Raw genomic sequence first — 18,633 nt, 5'->3', positions numbered from 1 at the left:
TTGGTCTGGTCGGTCTGCTGCATGGCAAGGTTCTTTTTCACTAAGGCTTCAAACTCCGCCCGGTTGCTGATAGAGTAGTCCTCGATTTTCTTCAGCACTTCCGCGACGGTCTGCATGAGCAAGTCCGCGTCGATGATGTGTGGGGAATGGCACTTGGGGTTTTTGGCTTTCCCCTTGTGATACTCGCTGCAATAGGCAACATGCCGCTTGCCGCCGTTCCTGTAATCTATGCGGATGTGCATTTTTGCGCCGCAATCCTTACAGAAAAGCAAGCCCGACAAAGGGTGGATTTCCCCGTCCCCGTTGGGGCGTCTGACGGGCGCGTTTTCCAAAATCCGCTGTGCGGTTTCAAAGTCGGCGCGGTCAATAATCGGCTCATGCACATTTTCGGTTATCTGCCATTGGCTCCGGTCTACATAGTGGTTCCGCTTGTCCCGGAAATGCTTTGTAGTCTTGAAGTTGACTACATCGCCGCAATACTCCTGCCGCGTGAGGATATGGGTCAAGGTGACTTTGTTCCACTTGTAGCGGTTATCCTCATTGAGCGCCTTGTTTTTACACGTTCCCCGTCCCCGGTCTTTCATGTAGAAAGTAGGGGTAGGGATTTGCTCCTGCGTCAGATATACGGCGATTTGGTTGCGGTTCTTCCCGCCGATAAACAGACGGAAAATAAGGCGCACAACCTCGGCGGCTTCCTCGTCGATTATCCAAAAATCCTTGTTGTCCGGGTCTTTCATATAGCCGTAGGGGGCTTCGGTGGCAATCGGCTTTCCGCTCATGCCCTTCGTTTTAATGCCGGTCTTTACTTTCTTGCTGATGTCCTTTGCGTACCACTCCGACATGATGTTGATAAAGGGCGCAAACTCCAATGTGTCGGGCTTCTCGCTGTCTATCCCGTTGTTGACCGCGATAAAGCGCACATTGTTCCGTCTGAATATCTCCATAGCGTTGCCAACTTGGAGATAGTCGCGCCCCCAGCGCGTCAGGTCTTTCATAATGCAGACACCGATTTTTCCGTTTTCTACATCGTCCATCATGCGGGAATAGGCAGAACGGTCAAAAAATCTGCCGCTTTCGTCATCGTCAATGTAGTGCCGGATATTGGTTAAGTGCTGTCCTCTGGCATAGTTCTCCAAAAAGATTTTTTGGTTCTGTATGCTGTTGCTCTCACCGCCGTCCCTGTCCTCGTCGCCCACGGAAAGGCGGGAGTAAAGGGCGGTAATTTTGCTATAATCAGTCATGTGCATAACCTCCTGTGCGTCCATGTAGGTGTCCTTTACACTTAAAATTATGCACTCCAGCGGGCCGACCCGTATTCTTCATCCCGTCTGAATTTCTTTGCGTTCTTGCTTTTTATATAGATCAGCAGACGGAAGCCCACCGCGCCCACAATGCCGATGAGCCAGTCAAGGGGATGGAGCCCCGGCGCAAAGTCGGCAAAGGCCGGGCCGATGCTCTGGCCCAGGCCCATCAGCTTGTGAGCAAAGTCCGCTCCGGGAGCCAGGCGGTAGGCCGTCCCCAGCTTTAGGCAGGCCCACAGGATAAACAGGTACGGGATGTTGGGTATCACATATTTCTTAATACTATCTGTCCTCATGCACCGCCTCCCTTGCACGTTCTTTCTTGTAGGACGGCTGGCGGGCCAGTTCAGCGGCGGCCCGTTTGAGCTGTTCCCGGATCGGGACGCGCCGGGACTTGGAACGCTTCATCACGCGCCGGGAATATTCCGAAAAACAGGCGGTGATGGCGTCGGCCTGCCCGCTTTTGAAAAACAGCAGGTACTTGTCCGGCCCGGTCTTATAAAAAGCATAGTCCACATTCCATTTCCGGGCTACCCGGTCAAAGTCCTTTGGGGACTCCACCTCGATGCTGTTCGTGGCGGCCCCGTGGCCCATGAGCTGGCGCACCGTCTGTTTGCCGTGGGGTGTCTGGCGGGCCCGGTGCGCTTTCTTGATCTTCCGGCCCACCGCCAGACACGCCTGGGCCAGCACCCGGCCCGTGAGCTTCGTCGCCTTGATGGAAACTGCTATGGTACGTCTGGAAACGTCCTCATCAATCAGCCGTATCCCTCCTTTCCATGAAAAAAGCACCTCTGGACAAAGTGTCCAGAAGTGCTGCTACCGCTCCTCATGCTCCTTTTTGGCAATCTTCCGATAGCCCTCCAGGGAGGAGCCGTCAATAATTTCTTTGTAGGCCGCCATCTGCTCCCGCACCGAGAGCTGCGGGAACGCGAAAACCTTGTGCTCGGCGGGAATGTCCTCGATCCCGTGGTAGTGCTCGATGAATTTGCCGCCGTTGTTCAGTACATAGCCGCCGGGGGCAAAGTGGCCGTCCTCGTTGATCCGCACGTCCCGCCCATATGCTTCATAATCGAAGTAAGGGAGCAGGTGATCGGGAATGTCAATGGCCTCCATATCCTCCACATAAATGCGCCCCAGGGTTTCATCGTCCTCCACACCGGGATAAAACTCGTAGCAATCCAGGTTTTGTGCCAGATTGGTGAGGTCAGCCACGCTGGAAGTATGTTCGCCGCTGTCAATGACCGCTTCAAACTTCTCCAAGTCGCTTTGCTCCAGCTCGGAGAGTAGGCAGGCCAGATGATTGAGCTCGTCCAGGTTTTCATATTCCGTGAGATAGTCATAGAGCCCCAGCACATCACCGTCAAAGCTGGTGATGAAAAATTCCTCATACCGCACCCCGTCCACGCCGATGCGTTTCAGAAGTCCCTGCACCTCCTCCGTGGTAGTAGGGAATTTCAAGGTTTCACCGACCAGCTCGCCCTCGTTGTATTTTCCCAGGTTGGTGATGTAGGCTTCAAACAGGGACGCCATATCAGCGGCGGCCCTGGCCTTTGACGGTCAGGATGCCCTCAAGGGTGGTAGCGGTGATCCCCAGCCGCTGGGCCACGGCAATATCATTTTTCATGGACTCGGTGATGGTATGGCCGCACACCACCAGCACACGGGAACGCCGGAGCAGGTCACGGCCCATGTCGATGCCGTTCTTGTGCTCCTCCGGCACCGCGTCATTGAGGAACAGCGGCAGATAGAGCATGGGGCAGATGGGGGAATAGCCCGCATCGTAGACCACACGGCAGAAATGCGCCGCCTGTTCCATGTCCACCGCAGGATCGCCGCGCCATGCGGCGGTAATATAAGCAAGGGATCGTTTCATCTTCAACACCTCCGATATTTATAATAGGTAGTTCGACCCTATCCCCCCGCCCTTTCCCTATCCAGGGAAAGGGGGCGGCTCTGGAGGATATATACCCCCGCCGCGCCGCTGGAAGTAGCACAGCCGGGGCAGACCGTCAAGGGCAAGCCGCCGCGAGCGGCGGTGCGTTGCACCCTTGACGGCCCACTCCCGGCTGTGCAGGAATATAGGCGGCGACGGGGGATATATCACCACAGAGCCCATCCCAAGCGCGGGGCGCTTACCTCTGGACAAAGTGTCCAGAAGCGGGGCCGGGTTACTTCTCCAAGTCCTTTTTCTTGTCCGGCTTCGCCAGTTCGGGCGGCTGTTTCTCTTTCCACTCGTCCAGCAGAGCCATGATCTGCTCCTTCATTTTGGCAGGAGTGACCTCCTTGCCGAAATACTTAGACAGTTCAGCAGTCGAAATAATCACACCGCGATCCTCCTTTTTTTCTTCACTCAAAATGCCGTCGATCACATCGCCGTTGAGCTTGCCCTCCTTGTCCAGCTCGTGGAGCCGCTTCGCCTGGGCCACCGAGGGGGAGGACTGCTCCCCGTCAATGGAAACGGCAATCAGCCGCTGGTTTTCCGGCCTGATATACGAGATCTCCACCGCAGGCATAAAGCCCATCTGCTTTGCGTCCACCTTGTCCAGAAGCTCCGGCACCAAGGAGTTGAGCCGGATATACCGCATGACCTTTTTATAGTTCATGTCGTGATCCTTGCCAACGATCTCCACCGAGAGCTTACCAAGGGCCTCGGCCTCTTTCTCCGTTTTCGGGCGGGCCCCCTGGCGTTTGATGGCCTCCACCTCCAAATCCAGGAGCTTTGCCAGCTCGCTGGGGAGCGGATCGCCGCGCTGTTTGTTGCTGTTCCGCATTTCCCGGACAGCTTCAAGGTCAGTCATCTCCCGGACGATACAGGGCATTTCCTCCAGCCCGGCCCGCGCACCACCATGATGGCGGCGGTGGCCCGCGATAATCTCATAGCCCTTGCCGTCCTTTTCCGGGCGGACGGTGGCGGGGGTCATAATGCCGTGTTCCTTGATCGTCCCCACCAGATCGTCCATCGCCTTATCGTCCTGCACCTTGTAGGGGTGTTCCCGGAACGTGTGGAACGGATGGAGCTCCGACATCTTCAAATAGACGATTTTTCCCTCTTCCACCGGGCGGGGCGGCACCTCCGGCGTGGGCGGCAGTTTAATCTCCGGCGGCGGGACTGCCGCCTCCTTGACGGGAGCGGCCTTGCCCGGCTTTACCGTCTTAGCGGATTTAGACGCAGGCGCACCGCCGGAACCCGTTTCCTTGCCCTTGTCGGCTTTCTTACCTCTGGACACTTTGTCCCGAACAGAGGGCGGAGCCTCCTCACGGGCCGCCTTGTCAACCTTAGACGGGCGGCCTGTGCGGGGCTCCGCCGCTTTCGACTTTTTCTCCACAGTCGGCCCGGCCTGCTCCTTCGGCGGACGGCCCCGGCGCTTCGGCGGCTTATCCGCCTCCGGCGCTTTCTTTTCCAGAGTGGGAGTAGAAGCCTCCTTACCGCCCTTATCAGCGGCCTGGATGTCCGAGAGGTTGATCACCTTGCTGGACGGTGCGGGAGTGTCCTCACCCATACCAGGGATAACAGACTGCTCTGGCTTGATGGGCCCCTCCGTTTTTTCCGGCATGGCGGGCTCCACATGAGCGGGGGCCGTCTGATCTCCACCAGGGACAACGGGCCCCTCGGTGTGCTTCGGCGCAGGCGGATCGCCCGGCCCGGACGGGGCCGGAGCTTCCGGGGCTTTCTTTTCCTCCGGGCTCACGTTTACTTTTTCATCTGCCATTGGCTAACCTCCTTTTTCGTGAGATGAAAAAAGGCCAGACCTCCCGGCCCGGCCAGCTAAAAAAATTCCCCCTTTCGTTTTAGTATAAAGTCAGCACCACTCCTTTCCAAAACCGGGCCATGAAAAAACGCCGCCTTTTCCTCGAAAAAAGCGACGTTTTAGTGTAGGTTGGCTCGGTTTTTGTTGTGATTTATGATTATGCCTTTGTAAAGAAACCTAACCTGATCCCGGAGTTAACAGTGGAGCAGAACATCATCTTCCCGGTGCTGCTTGACTACCAGAAACCAAATAAAAAGTATCTGGAGGAATTGTTGACCGTGCTGGGCCTCCAGAAACGCCGCTGCCATCTGCCCAGCCAGCTCTCTGGCGGCCAGCAACAGCGTGTAGCAATTGGACGTGCACTGATTGCCCGCCCAGCACTGGTCTTAGCCGACGAGCCAACCGGCAATCTGGACACGCAGAACACCAGCGAGGTAATTGCCTTGCTAAAAGAAGCTTCCCGGCTGTATGAACAGACCATTGTGATGATTACGCACAGCCAAAGCATCGCCCAAACCGCCGACCGCATCTTACAGGTATCCGACGGCGTGGTGACCGATTGGGGGAGGTGCCGGGAATGAGAAGTTATTTAAGCTTAATCCCCATCTCCGCAAAGGTCCACCGGCGGCAAAACCGAATGACGCTGCTATGCATCATCTTTGCCGTGTTTATGGTAACGGCTATCTTCAGCATGGCAGAAATGGGTGCTCAAATGGAACAAACAAGGTTAGCAGAAAAACACGGCAGCTTTTCCCTTGCTGGCCTGATGGACAGCGCAATGGGGCAGACACTCCTCCTGACAGCAGTGGGAATGTTTCTACTCGTCCTAACCGCTGGGGTGCTCATGATCTCCAGCAGCATCAACACCAGCGTGGCACAGCGGACACAGTTCTTTGGCATGATGCGCTGCATCGGCATGAGTAAGCAGCAGATTATCCGTTTTGTGCGCCTAGAAGCCCTGAACTGGTGCAAAACAGCGGTTCCCATTGGCCTTATTCTCGGTGTCGTCACTTCCTGGGCGATGTGTGCGGCCTTGCGTTTTGTGGTCGGGGAAGAATTCTCAAACATCCCGCTGTTTGATATCAGCGGGATTGGCATTGGCAGCGGGATTTTGGTCGGCATAATTACGGTTCTGCTGGCGTCGAGAGCGCCGGCAAAACACGCCGCAATGGTGTCCCCTGTTGCGGCGGTCTCTGGGAATCCGGAAAAATCCAGCGCATCGCGCCATCCCGTCCATGCAAGGTTCCTCCGGATTGAAACGGCGCTGGGGATTCATCATGCGGTATCTGCAAAGAAAAATCTGATTTTGATGACAGGTTCTTTTGCACTGAGTATCATTCTATTTTTGAGCTTTTCCGTTTTGATTGATTTTGTCAACCACCTGATGCCGCAGTCAGCGGCAACCTCCGACATCGATATTTCAAGCACCGATGGGGCAAATTCCATCGATAACCGTTTGGCAATGGCACTCCGCAATATGGAAGGCGTTAAACAGGTCTACGGCCGCAGGAGCTGCTTTGCTGTTCCTGCCGGGCTGAATGGTGACACAACTTTGTCCGGCACGGTAGACCTAGTCTCCTTTGATAATTTCGACCTGGAGGCGCTCCAAAAAGATGGTGCCCTCCAATGGGGCAGCGATTTGTCAAAGATCTACGGCGACAGCAGGTATGCCCTTGCCACCTGGGATCAGAACAGCTCTTGGAAAATAGGAGATACCATTTTCATAGGGAATGAGGAACTTACGATTGCTGGCCTGCTCAAATATGACCCGTTCAGCGGAGACGGACTCACCGGCGGAAAAATCACCCTGATCACCTCAGATGAGACGTTTGTCCGTTTGACAGGCGTTACAGACTATTCGCTCATTATGATCCAGACAACTCCCAATGTAACGGATGACGATGTAGCCGCTATCTGCAAGATTGTGGAAGAAAATGGTTATACCTTGAGCGATAAACGAGATCAACGCACTTCCGGCACATATTTTGCATTTGTAACTTGTGTTTATGCCTTTTTGGGAATTATCACGCTGGTTACCGTGCTGAACATTGTCAACAGCATCTCAATGAGCACATCTGCCCGGATCAGACCATATGGTGCTATGCGGGCGGTAGGCATGGACGTCCGCCAACTCTCCAAAATGATTATGGCGGAGGCCTTCACCTATGCTTTTTGGGGATGTGTAATTGGCTGTTCGATTGGCCTGCCTTTCAGCAAAATGATGTATGATTTCCTTATCACTGGCCACTTCCCCTATGCGACCTGGAGCTTACCCATCGGGTCACTGGCCATCATTGTTCTGTTTGTCATTGCTGCGGCTGTACTTGCCGCTTATTCCCCTGCCAAACGGATGCGGACCATGTCGGTGACGGAAACCATCAACGAACTGTGATGACAATAGGTGACGATGCAACTATGGGGAGAACGCTCTGCCATGGCCCAAACCGAAGATTCTCGTACGATCCCCCACTAGATAGCTATAAAACGTCACGTATTTGATGATGTTAACGGAAAACCCAAAACGCTATCGCGATCCTCAGGAAACATTCTTCTCCATAAAGAAGGATGCCGCATAGTAAAAAGAACCCTCCTATTGGAAGGTTCCATTTCGTTATGCTATTCATTTTCGAATACGATTTTGAGTAGGCGCTTCCCAATGCTTGGAAAGATGGAAAGGAAGTACTAAAATGTCAAGAATAAAATCTATCCGTTATATCCTCAGCATTTTGTTGCTATTCGTGGCGGCGGTCTCCGTCTATTTTAGCTTATACACCCTTTCCACGATCCGCCCCGTCTCCGATTATAAAGATATGGGGGTCTATACTTTTATCCCCAATGAAGTCTATCCCAAGCAGGTCCGGAATACCGCTACTGGACGGGCTAGGCGTATGCATCCTACCAAGACGGTCTACGTGGTCTGCTATCAGGCCACAGGCAGCCCTGAATATAAGTACAGATATGAAGCCGGCTCCATCGAAAGTGCCGCGCAAAGGCTCCTGGTTGATGGAAAACCAATCCGCCGGCGCGTCCTCACCATTCCGCAAAAGGATACTTACATCACCATCGACGCAGCTGAAACGATAGAATCTTATTCCACAAAGCAAAAAACCACTTGCTTTATCGTGGCCGGAGCCGCCTCGTCCTATCTTCTGGTCTGGATCCTCGCAAGTATTGTGATCCACAGAAAAAAGACGCGAACCACTGGATAAAAAATTCCTAGAAGCATGCAATATAAACTTATGCAACGGAACGGGAACGCAAAATCGATATATTCGAGAGGAAGCAGAAACTCTTTATACCCATCCGGCAAAACCTGCCGCCTTTCTGCAAAAAGCATAGGGATATTTTTAGCAGTTGCAAATCTCTTGGGAAGGTATCCCTGTGCCTGGTAGGGAAACCTCCATTCTTAAAACGGATGCATAAGGTTTGAACGGATCATCAAATTTTACAATTGATGGGACCGCACACTCCATGTCTCATTTTCATCGACGCAGGTACGACGCAACACGTGCATATGCCCCTGCTGGCTCACCGGACAGATGGAGTAACCTTGGTAGACGAAGCTTGCTCTCTACATAGTCGGCACAGATGCCTGTGCTGGAAAACAAAATCAGGAACAACATCCCTGTTTGAATCCAATAAACCGTTACATCCGTTACCCCATGCACTACAACAGCGGTAAAAGCAGCTGCCAGAAGGATGTTCATATCTGTGCAGATGTGGTTGCGGAAACGCAACCACAACACCTTGCACTGTATAAAAAGATAGATTCCTATCCCACCCGCGCCGAGCAAGCCGTAGTTTAGCAGGGCATCCAACAACAAGTTGTGGCAATGATATGTTTGATACCCGTCAAATACACGATATATCAATTGATAAGAGGTCGGTCCCATACCAAACAACAAGTGCGACTGAATCCCTTGGATTGCCGCGGACCAGATGGACAGGCGCTGTCCAAATGTGCTATCGATCGCTTCCACTCTTGGAAAAAGGATGGGGAATAATAGGCTGAATATAGCCGCTAAGCCAGCAAACGTCAAAAAGGCAGCCATCCATTTGTAATACTTCTTCAAATAGAACAACACCAAAACCGCACACAGCAGTCCCATACACGCCGACATGCTGGCGCAAAGATAAAGCCCTATTAAGTTGATGGCAATCACAACCCCATAAAAAATGCGCTCTTTTGAATTGGTAAAGATGCGATAGAGTGCGATTATCACGAGAAATTCGATCATCATGCCATAGTAATTGGCATTGGAAAACATAGAGACAGGCCGGTAATCCGGAGAGACGGCAAAAGAAGCTGCCTTTTGCACAAATGCAATTGCAGCACAAAATACGCTGGCCACACAGGCTGCATCCATCATCCGGTTAAAAAGAGCCCCCGTCATGACACTCCGCAAATAGAAGGCACAGACAACTGCAGCCAGAACCAACATGCTATAAAGCATCCCCATATAATTGTTGTAAATGGCCGAAACAAAAAAAGGGGCAATCAGTACCCCCATCAGCAGCTTACCATAAGGGGATTCCAAAGCCCTTGTACGCATCCGGTAGTTTACCATCGTCATAACAGCGACAGCGCCTACCGTAACAACGGACACATAAAAAGGAAAAAAAAGAGAGAGAACCAAGGCCATAGGCGCAATGGTATCGACCTCTAATTGTTTGGCCCAACGCAGAAAACGAAACAAAACAGATTCCATTGTCTTGGTGATAGGCCATTCCCCCTTTCTTTAGAAGTAAAGTCCATTCCTATCCTCATATGTCCCCGGCGGCGAAATAAAAAGATGTGTATTGACAGGCATCCATTGGCATGTATAGACCTTTTAATACGATACTCTATTATAGCAGTTTTTTTATTTTGAGCAAGAGAAATATTCGATTGAATCAAATCATAGTTTCCGGCGTTTTTTGGCTATTGCGCCGAATTTATGAACACTTTTTTAACGTTTCTTACAATTCCACCCGTAACTAGCATTTTTTTACGTTCCATAGTATAATCAAGAGGGAATTTGTCCTCTTTTTTCCAAGCATATGGCCCGGCACTTTTTTCCGCTGTACAAGATGTATAAGAGGACGCACGCCCGCCAAAATTTTTATCAGACGTTCCAAGGGAATGGGCAAAGGAGATTGTATGAAGAAACAGGTTGAACCATCTACGAACGCCGTAGAATCCCGTCAGGACTATTGTGAACGCTTTGAACCGAACTATACACAGGGGCTTAATGCACAGCAGGTCCAAATGCGCCAGCAACAGGGCCTTTCGAACGACTCCGGGGAAATCAAAACCAAAACGGTCGGCCAGATTATCCGTGGAAATCTAATAACGCCTTTCAATATTTTAAATGTCATTTTGGCCAGCATGGTATTCCTAGTCGGTTCCTACAAAAACCTCCTGTTTATGGGCGTTGTGATTTGCAATACCCTCATCGGGACCTTACAGGAAATCCGCGCGAAAAAGACCATCGACAAGCTCTCCCTGATTGCTGCTCCGAAAGCGCGCGTCGTCCGTGGCGGCGAAGAGCAGAGCCTACCGGTGGAGGAACTGGTTCTGGATGACATCCTGCGCCTATCCACTGGGAATCAAATCTGCGCAGACTGCATCGTACAATATGGGGCATGCGAGGTAAATGAATCCCTTCTGACTGGCGAAAGCGACCCCGTTGTGAAACAGCCGGGTGACCTTCTCTTTTCCGGTAGTTTTGTTGTCAGCGGCGACTGCTATGCGCGTGTTGAGCATGTAGGGACGGAAAACTACGCTGCCCAAATCACCAACCGTGCGAAGTATCTCAAAAAGCCCAACTCTGAGATCATGACCAGCATCAACAAAATCATTAAAGTGCTCGGTCTTTCTATCATACCCGTTGGAATCGCACTGTTTTATAAGCAATTTGTCATCTCGGCACAGCCCTTCTCGCAAGCTGTGGTCAGCACTGTGGCCGCATTGATTGGTATGATCCCTGAAGGCTTGGTGCTGCTCACCAGCGTGGTGTTGGCGGTCAGTGTGATCCGGCTCTCCCGTTACAACGCCCTTGTGCAGGATCTATATTCTATTGAAACATTGGCCCGTGTGGATGTCCTTTGCTTGGATAAAACAGGAACGATCACGGAAGGAACCATGCAAGTAGATGGCATCGAACCGCTCTGTCCCATCGCGCAGACACAAGTGGAGGATGCGATTGCAGCGGTAACGAATGCATTGAATGACGAAAATCCTACTTCCCTAGCCATGAAACAAATGGGGTTTGCCGTTCCGGATTGGCAGTGTACTGGTACGGTTCCGTTCTCCTCTGCGCGCAAATGGAGTGGTGCAAGCTTCCAAAATGTGGGAACCTTTCTGATTGGGGCTGCGGAATTCGTTCTGGGTGAACGTTTCGAGCCTTTGCGGGAAAAGGTGGAGGCCTACGCCGTACAGGGGCAGCGCGTGCTGCTTCTGGCTTATTCCCAGAATTCCTTCCGTGAGCAGGAGCTCCCAAAGGAAATTGCCCCCATCGCCCTTCTGCTTTTGAGCGATAAGATCCGTGACAACGCCCGTGAAACACTGGAGTACTTTGCAGATCAGGGCGTGGATATCAAAGTGATCTCAGGCGATAATGCTGTGACCGTAGCCAATATCGCCAAGCGCGCAGGGCTGGAAAAGGCCGATCGTTTTGTGGACGCCACAACCCTAAAATCCTACGACGATATCCGGCAAGCCGCAGAAGAATACACCGTGTTCGGTCGCGTCACGCCGCAGCAAAAGCTCGATCTGGTCAAGGCGCTCAAGGAACAGAAACATACAGTTGCCATGACAGGCGATGGCGTAAACGATGTGCTGGCTCTAAAAGAGAGCGATTGCAGTATAGCAATGGCCTCCGGAAGCGATGCTGCCCGCACGGTCTCGCAGCTTGTGCTCTTGGACTCCAACTTCGCCAGCATGCCGCGCATCGTGCAGGAGGGCCGGCGTTCTATTAATAACCTCCAGCGCTCTTCCTCCCTGTTCCTGGTAAAATCCATTTTTTCCGCCATCATTGCCGTTTGCTTCATCTTCCTGCAATGTGACTATCCGTTCCAACCGATCCAGTTCACCCTTATTAATACCTTTACCATCGGTATTCCATCCTTCATTTTGGCCTTGGAGCCCAATAAAGATCGTATTCGCGGAAGCTTCTTGGTCAATATTATCCGCAAATCTCTCCCAGGCGCGTTTACAATGGTTGCGAATGTCCTATTGTTGGTGGCGATCTCTCTGTTCCTCCATCTGCCCAATGAACAAATCTCAACCTTGGCGGTTATCCTGACTGGCTTCACGGGTCTTCTGACCTTGTTAAAGGTCTGTATGCCATTCAATCTACTGCGTACTGCCCTATATACGCTCATGGTGGTCGGGTTTGTTATGGCCATGCTGTTCTTCCAATCGCTATTCTCCCTTGTGGACCTCACCATTCCTATGATCGTAGTCCTAGTTCCGCTGCTACTCTTTGCAATCTGCATGATGAGCGCTGTGCTACATGTGATCGAACGCATCATCATGCGCAATGCAGAGTAATAGGGGATGCAACGCTAAAATTTCCAGAGCTTTAAATCCCCCTGTTGCAGCTGGCAAAAAGGCCGGCCCTACAGATTCCAAACGCCGTTGGAACCTGTAGGGCCGGTCCTTTTCTGTGCCTTCAGGACTCTTCGTTCTGGGAGACCTCTTCGATCCACTCTGAAATTTTTAAAAATGGTTCATAATCCGATTCAACATACCAGCTATCATAGCTATGCCCACGGTTGGTACAAACTGCTAGTATGTAGGGTTCCGGCGCGTAAATAATCGCAACGTCGTGCATCGCACCCTCCCAGGAACCAAGCTTCCGTGCCATGGGATATTCCGAGCGCAACATGGGCTGTTCGGTATGGAGCATGTCCTCCTTCAGTTTGGCTCCATTGGGGGAACCGCTTTCCGCATAACGATAAATTGCTTCCGCGATGATACCAGCGTCATGTGCGCAGATATTTCCGCGGATGGCCGCCCCTTCGCCCAATGAATCCATCGAGTTCTCATGAAGCAACCCCAATGTCCGCACAAATTGTTTAAATCCATCCGTAGGGACGGCTTCACGGACCATCAAAAAAGCGTTATTGTCGCTGTAACGGATGGTATATTCCAAAAGCTGTGCAAGCGTGTATTGGGTCCCCACAGGTTGCTCTTGGAGATAACCTGTTCCTCCCAAGCGATGGCGGGATTCATAGGTGTATGTCTGAGAGAGATCCACCGTTCCTGCATCGGCAAGTTGGTAAACATAGAGCGCATAGGGAGCCTTGACCACGCTGGCGATATAATATTCCGTCTCGTCATCAAAAGAATAGGTATTCCCGCGGGCCAAACTCTTATAATAGACCGACACGCCGCCTCCCAGTGAAGCGATGTGTTCATCCAACCATGCCGCCTCCTCCGGCGTAACGCTCGGCCCTGGTTCTTCCTGCACTTCCTTTGCCGTTTCAGATGGAAGAGCCCCTGAAGAAAGTTCTTCCTGCGTGTTACTCAAAACTTCCCCCACTCCATCTAAGGCATTTTGTAGAAAATCAGCCGAAAGCAAAAGGGGGTTTTGCCTTGCGAGCGATGTATCACGGATTTCTATGAAAAGAACGCCAAAAAGGATCAAAAGCATAACAGCAATCCCACCAGACAGCCAGCCCTTCCTTTTATATTTTCTGTACACCGGGCATCCTCCTTTTCCTTCCAATCGATCCACACATTTCCTATCCCAATATGCTATATAAGATCTATTTTCTATTATATTCTGCATCTTTTCAGACCGCAAGTATCTTGAAAACAAAAAACAGCTATCCTACTGGACAGCCGTTTTCAAAACACCGTATTCAAAAATTTTACAGGTCGTCTGCGTCCTGAACAGGATATATGTCGTCCGCCGGCGTGCCGGTATAGCTGCCACCGACATCCGAAGGGATGCTCCCCTTGTTCATTTCTGGAAGTGCGCTTGCCGCACGTTCGGCCCGTTGTTCGGCTTTGGAAGAGGTCCTCATCTGCACCTGATCCATCGCCTGTTTTTTTCGATTCTTCATGTTTCATCACCCCATGGTTAGTATATCCCATACAAGGGAAAATATCCGGGGTAACTACACCAGCGGGGATATCATATCTAGCAATCCCTCTCCCTCACCGGGCCTGCTGGGGCGATGGCCGGAGTCCTTCCGTCAAATCTTTGACGGCCTCCGCTGCTAAAAGGAACCCCGCAACCGGCGGGACAAACGCCACGCTCCCAGGCGTCTGCCTGCGAGGGGAGTCCTCCTGCAAATCGGGATTTTCTTCCCGCGGGACCGGCTCTTCCCGTGAGTAAACAACTTTCAGGGACGATACTCTCCGCTTTTTCAGTTCGCGGCGCATTACCCGGCACAAGGGGCATACAGAAGTCTCATAGATGTCCGCCACTTCAAACCGGGAAGGGTCCAATTTGTTGCCCGTGCCCATGCTGCTGATAATTGGGATCTCCTTCCTCTGTGCCACCTCCACCAGGGCCAGCTTTGCGGACACCGTATCGATAGCGTCTATAATGTAATCACAGCCGTCTAAAAAATCGCAAGGGGTATCCGGGAGGAAAAACAACGGGAAGGTCTGGATATCCGCAGCGGGATGGATACGCAGCGCGCGTTCCCGCATCACATCCACCTTTTTCCTGCCCAACGTCGAGTGGTCGGCAAGAATCTGGCGGTTGATGTTGGTCAGGCTCACCACATCATTGTCAATGAACAAAAGGTGGCCGACGCCAGTTCGCACCAGCGCTTCTGCGGCAAAGCTGCCCACGCCGCCCAACCCGAACACCGCGACCCGGCTATTTTTCAATTTTTCCATGCTGCTTGCACCCAGCAAAATCTGGGAGCGTGAAAACTCATTGCGCATCCTTGTCCCTTCCTGGCAAAAACACTGCTGCCACCGTCTGGAAAAGCACGGAAAGATCATATAAAGGGGATACGTGCTCCAGATATTCCAAATTTAGCTCCATTTTGGGCGGCAAAATCTGCTCCGCATATACCTTTTCCGGGTCCTCCGCCGCATCGAGCAGTTGATCCTCATCTTTAAAAGCAATGCTGGAAGGGGCAGTGACGCCAGGCCGCACCAGCAGAGTAGCCATTTGCTCCGGTGTATAGAGGTCGACGTATTTGCGCACTTCCGGCCGCGGCCCAACCAAGCTCATTGTCCCGTTCAAAACATTCAGCAGCTGGGAAAACTCATCCAGCCGCAAGCGGCGGATGAACTTCCCTACACGGGTAATTCGCGGATCTTCCCCTGTCGTGACAGCAGGGCCGATCTGATCCGCATTTTGGACCATGGTGCGGAACTTAAAAATTTTGAAATCTTGATTGTAGCGCCCCACACGGACCTGACGGTAAAAGACTGGCCCCTTGGAGTCCAGTTTGACTGCGGCAGCCAGGATCAATAAAAAGGGAGAGAGGATAACCAGCATCAAAAAGGAAGCTACAATATCCATCAGCCGCTTCAAAATCAGGGAACCCTTTTTTTTCTGAAGCAGATCCCAGTAAGGCTTTATAGCACCCTCCTGCATCGCTTTGGGCAACTCTTCGTATTTCATGATCAATGCTCCAACTTTCTTTTGATTTAGATTTGGGAGTACCAATATTCTATAAAATAAGACCAGCCTTTTTCTTGAGCAGAAGCTTTCATATATGGTCTCATGCTCTCCCAGCACTCAAAAATGCTCCATTTTTCCAAGCGTGTGAGGCTATTATACCATAAAACCCCCTATGGGACAAATCTATCGGCATAGTTACTAACTTCATTCTTTGCAGATTCTACAGAAAAAACGCTATATGCTCCTTTACAATTTATCCAAATAAATGTTATAATAAATTAAGATTATAATTAAACTTGACTTGTATAAGAAAGTGGCCAACCAGGGCCGATCGCTTCAAAAGCTTAAAGGCAAACAATGCAATAGCGTGAAAAACTTTATCCGAACGGAATCAGGGCGGCTTGGCAATGGAGCATCCAGTCCTTTTATGGATGCATCTACTTGCTTTCCGGAGACCGGTACATATGGGAAAAGGCAAGTTCCGGTCTTATAACGCATGCATGGAGGAATTTGAAACGGCATGCGGCTGGGAAAGAAGACCGGACGTTGCACAAAAACAATGCGCTCCGGCACAAGGGCCCAGAAAGGCGTGTGCTGTCTCCCCTTTTCCGTCTCAAAAAGCTGCCCTTGGAGCTGGTCGCACTTTCTATATGAAAACACAAGGAGGACATGAAAATGGCATACTATCTTGGCATTGACCTCGGCGGAACCAACATAGCCGTAGGCGTGGTGGACGAAAATTATCAAATTATTGGACGTGGAAAGAATAAGACCCGCGTCCCCTGTTCCTCGGAAGAGATGTGTGAACAGCTCGCAGTGACGGCCTTTGCCGCTCTGGAGGATGCAGGCGTTACAATCGACGACATCCCGTGGGTGGGAATCGGCACCCCTGGCACGGTCAACCGTGAATTGGGTGTTGTAGAATTTTCCAACAACCTGTATTTTAATAATTTCCCGTTGAAGCGTATGCTGCAAGAGCGCATGAAAAAAGAGGTTATCGTGGAGAACGACGCAAATGCAGCCGCCTATGGGGAATATCAGGCGGGTGCATTGAAGGGTGCGCGGAACGCTTTGGCGATCACATTGGGAACCGGCGTAGGAAGCGGCATCATCATTGACGGGAAAATCTATTCCGGTTCCAACTTCTGCGCTGGTGAAATGGGCCACACGGTCATTGTGTTTAACGGCCGTCATTGTTCCTGCGGACGCGACGGATGCTGGGAGCGCTATTCCTCCGCAACGGGCCTGATCATCAGCACAAAAGAGGCTATGCTTGCCAATCCAGACAAGGAGAGCCCCATCTGGAAACTGGTCGACGGAAACCTTGACAATGTAAACGGCCGTACAGCGTTCGACGCTATGCGTGCAGGCGACCCGGTCGGCAAGAAGGTTGTCGATGAATACATCGCTTACCTCGGCTGCGGTTTGGCTAACTGCGTCAATACCCTCCAACCGGACATTCTGTGCATCGGCGGCGGCATCTGCAACGAGGGTGAAACCCTGTTGGCCCCTGTGCGCGAATATGTAGACCGTGAGCAGTACGGCGGCGCAAAGGTGCGCACGAAGATCTGCAAGGCACAGCTCGGCAACGACGCAGGCATCATCGGTGCGGCACTTCTGGGCAAATAATCTCTATTTTTGCATTTCCAATTTTATTTGAGAAGGATTTGGATATGAGTATTGAACAAAAGATGTTTGGCAGCTTGCCGGACGGGACAAAAATTCATCTATATACGTTGACAAATACCAACGGTGTGCGCATTCAGGCAATGGAATACGGTGCGCGCGTTGTCAGCATTCAGGTGCCAGACCGCAAGGGGAATTTGGGCAATGTGGTCCTGGGCCACGACACACTGGAGGAATACCTCGCGGACGGCGATTTCCTCGGTGCAGCGGTCGGCCGGTATGCCAACCGCATTGCAGGTGGAAAAGCAGAGATCGACGGGACGCTCTATTCCCTAAGCCAGAACGAAAATGGCAACACTCTGCACGGCGGTTTCCAGGGCTTCCATCAGAAGGCTTGGCGGCTGAAATGCAGCAACAACGACGACGAAGCGCCTTCGATCACCTTTGCCTATCGCAGTGCGGACGGCGAGGAGGGCTTCCCTGGGAATCTCGACGTCTCCATCTGCTACACCTTGACGACGGACAACGCCCTGGTGATCGACTATACAGCGAAAACCGATGTATCCACACTTGTAAATTTGACCAATCACAGCTTCTTTAATCTGACGGGCGATCCTGCTAGGGATATCCTTTCCCATGAATTGCAGATCCACGCAGATTTTGTGACCGCTGCGGGCGAGGGCCTGATTCCTACCGGCGAATTGGTCCCGGTAGCCGGTACCCCGGCGGATTTCCGCAAGGCAAAAACGATCGGACAGGATATTCGGGCCAACGACCCGTTCTTGCGCCAGTGCAACGGCTACGATCACAATTTTGTCTTGGCTGGGGAGCCTGGCCGGAAGAAGGCGGCGGAGGTTTACGACCAGTCTACGGGGCGCGTCATGCTGGTGTTCACCGACATGCCCGGCATGCAGCTCTACACGGCAAACGGCTTTTCCGAGGGCGTTTGTGCCAATGGCGGCGTTCCCCTTCAGGCACACCATGCGCTCTGCCTGGAGACGCAGTTCTTCCCGGATTCACCTCACCACGCCAATTTCCCCAGTGCTGTCCTCCATCCCGGCGAAGTATACCGGCATACCACCACATACAAATTTGAGGTGCGAAAATAAAAGCACATCGTTTTCAATAAGGATTGGCTATATACAAAGATTCCACGCTCTGGAAGTAAATTGCTTCCAGAGCGTTTGCTTTATCTCTTGGAAACCACTCGCCCATGGGTAGTCTTCAAGAGATAATCACAACCACTAGAAAACTAGTGGTTTGCTCAGACCCCAGAGGGGTCAGTACTTGCTGACCCCTGGAAAGGGTACTGAAAAATATCATCGCATCGTTTTCCCTGCTACTGGTAAACCAGTTCTCTTTGGTACTTCATAGCAT

General features: G+C 51.8%; 15 protein-coding genes and 2 pseudogenes. 6 read left to right on the top strand and 11 right to left on the bottom strand.

From position 1 onward, the window contains the following. The 6 genes and pseudogenes from B5F54_RS13375 to B5F54_RS13350 form a co-directional block, all read right to left on the bottom strand. On the bottom strand, positions 1-1,265 hold a 1,265-nt coding region (locus B5F54_RS13375; protein WP_087234758.1), incomplete at its 3' end, for a recombinase family protein. 32 nt (positions 1,266-1,297) lie between these two features. Beyond that, positions 1,298-1,597 (bottom strand): annotated as a pseudogene (locus B5F54_RS13370) (VirD4-like conjugal transfer protein, CD1115 family); the annotation flags it as partial. Further along, on the bottom strand, positions 1,584-2,090 hold the full coding sequence (locus tag B5F54_RS13365) for a PcfB family protein (protein ID WP_087234753.1): 507 nt from the start codon (positions 2,088-2,090) through the stop codon (positions 1,584-1,586). The pseudogene B5F54_RS13370 and the gene B5F54_RS13365, both read right to left, overlap by 14 nt. Before the next feature lie 27 nt (positions 2,091-2,117). Next, positions 2,118-2,831: an antirestriction protein ArdA gene (locus tag B5F54_RS13360; RefSeq protein WP_087234752.1), complete on the bottom strand. Its 714-nt coding sequence runs from the start codon at positions 2,829-2,831 to the stop codon at positions 2,118-2,120. Between the two features lies 1 nt (position 2,832). Further along, on the bottom strand, positions 2,833-3,174 hold the full coding sequence (locus tag B5F54_RS13355) for a DUF7768 domain-containing protein (RefSeq protein ID WP_087234751.1): 342 nt from the start codon (positions 3,172-3,174) through the stop codon (positions 2,833-2,835). Positions 3,175-3,469: 295 nt separating this feature from the next. Beyond that, on the bottom strand, positions 3,470-4,855 hold the full coding sequence (locus tag B5F54_RS13350) for a ParB/RepB/Spo0J family partition protein (protein WP_442856131.1): 1,386 nt from the start codon (positions 4,853-4,855) through the stop codon (positions 3,470-3,472). A gap of 374 nt (positions 4,856-5,229) precedes the next feature. On the opposite strand from B5F54_RS13350, the pseudogene B5F54_RS13345 reads away from it, so the two are divergent. The 3 genes and pseudogenes from B5F54_RS13345 to B5F54_RS13335 form a co-directional block, all read left to right on the top strand. Next, positions 5,230-5,631 (top strand): annotated as a pseudogene (locus B5F54_RS13345) (ABC transporter ATP-binding protein); the annotation flags it as partial. Beyond that, on the top strand, positions 5,628-7,442 hold the full coding sequence (locus tag B5F54_RS13340; RefSeq protein WP_087234749.1) for an ABC transporter permease: 1,815 nt from the start codon (positions 5,628-5,630) through the stop codon (positions 7,440-7,442). The pseudogene B5F54_RS13345 and the gene B5F54_RS13340, both read left to right, overlap by 4 nt. Before the next feature lie 295 nt (positions 7,443-7,737). Next, a complete protein-coding gene (locus tag B5F54_RS13335) occupies positions 7,738-8,259 on the top strand; it encodes a hypothetical protein (protein ID WP_087234748.1) in 522 nt (173 codons plus the stop codon). A 273-nt stretch (positions 8,260-8,532) separates the two neighbouring features. Here the strand turns inward: B5F54_RS13335 and B5F54_RS13330 are convergent, their stop codons facing one another. Further along, positions 8,533-9,747 carry an O-antigen ligase family protein gene (locus B5F54_RS13330; RefSeq protein ID WP_140400389.1) on the bottom strand — a complete coding sequence of 405 codons (1,215 nt, stop codon included), beginning with the start codon at positions 9,745-9,747 and terminating at the stop codon, positions 8,533-8,535. Between the two features lie 443 nt (positions 9,748-10,190). Between B5F54_RS13330 and B5F54_RS13325 the strand changes: the two genes are divergently transcribed. Then, the gene (locus B5F54_RS13325) at positions 10,191-12,584 is read left to right on the top strand and encodes a cation-translocating P-type ATPase (RefSeq protein ID WP_087234746.1); all 2,394 of its coding nucleotides are present in this window, start codon (positions 10,191-10,193) and stop codon (positions 12,582-12,584) included. A 121-nt stretch (positions 12,585-12,705) separates the two neighbouring features. On the opposite strand, the gene B5F54_RS13320 is transcribed toward B5F54_RS13325, so the two are convergent. From B5F54_RS13320 to B5F54_RS13305, 4 genes are all read right to left on the bottom strand, one after another. Further along, positions 12,706-13,566: a serine hydrolase gene (locus tag B5F54_RS13320; protein WP_172749740.1), complete on the bottom strand. Its 861-nt coding sequence runs from the start codon at positions 13,564-13,566 to the stop codon at positions 12,706-12,708. A 343-nt stretch (positions 13,567-13,909) separates the two neighbouring features. Further along, the gene (locus tag B5F54_RS13315; RefSeq protein ID WP_087234744.1) at positions 13,910-14,104 is read right to left on the bottom strand and encodes a hypothetical protein; all 195 of its coding nucleotides are present in this window, start codon (positions 14,102-14,104) and stop codon (positions 13,910-13,912) included. Between the two features lie 94 nt (positions 14,105-14,198). Next, positions 14,199-14,939 carry a tRNA threonylcarbamoyladenosine dehydratase gene (locus B5F54_RS13310; protein ID WP_087234743.1) on the bottom strand — a complete coding sequence of 247 codons (741 nt, stop codon included), beginning with the start codon at positions 14,937-14,939 and terminating at the stop codon, positions 14,199-14,201. Further along, on the bottom strand, positions 14,929-15,630 hold the full coding sequence (locus tag B5F54_RS13305; RefSeq protein ID WP_275532239.1) for a sugar transferase: 702 nt from the start codon (positions 15,628-15,630) through the stop codon (positions 14,929-14,931). The genes B5F54_RS13310 and B5F54_RS13305 overlap by 11 nt, the downstream gene beginning before the upstream one ends. A 675-nt stretch (positions 15,631-16,305) precedes the next feature. On the opposite strand from B5F54_RS13305, the gene B5F54_RS13300 reads away from it, so the two are divergent. Together B5F54_RS13300 and B5F54_RS13295 are read left to right on the top strand one after the other, a co-directional pair. Next, a complete protein-coding gene (locus B5F54_RS13300; protein ID WP_087234741.1) occupies positions 16,306-17,259 on the top strand; it encodes an ROK family protein in 954 nt (317 codons plus the stop codon). Between the two features lie 44 nt (positions 17,260-17,303). Then, positions 17,304-18,365, top strand: a complete 1,062-nt coding sequence (locus B5F54_RS13295; protein ID WP_087234740.1) for an aldose epimerase family protein — start codon at positions 17,304-17,306, stop codon at positions 18,363-18,365. Positions 18,366-18,633: the final 268 nt, after the last annotated feature.

This window comes from Anaeromassilibacillus sp. An250, from assembly GCF_002159845.1.
Lineage (GTDB): Bacteria > Bacillota > Clostridia > Oscillospirales > Acutalibacteraceae > Anaeromassilibacillus > Anaeromassilibacillus stercoravium.
The sequence above is the reverse complement of the archived record's forward strand: the minus strand, read 5'-3'. Positions and strand labels throughout refer to the sequence as shown.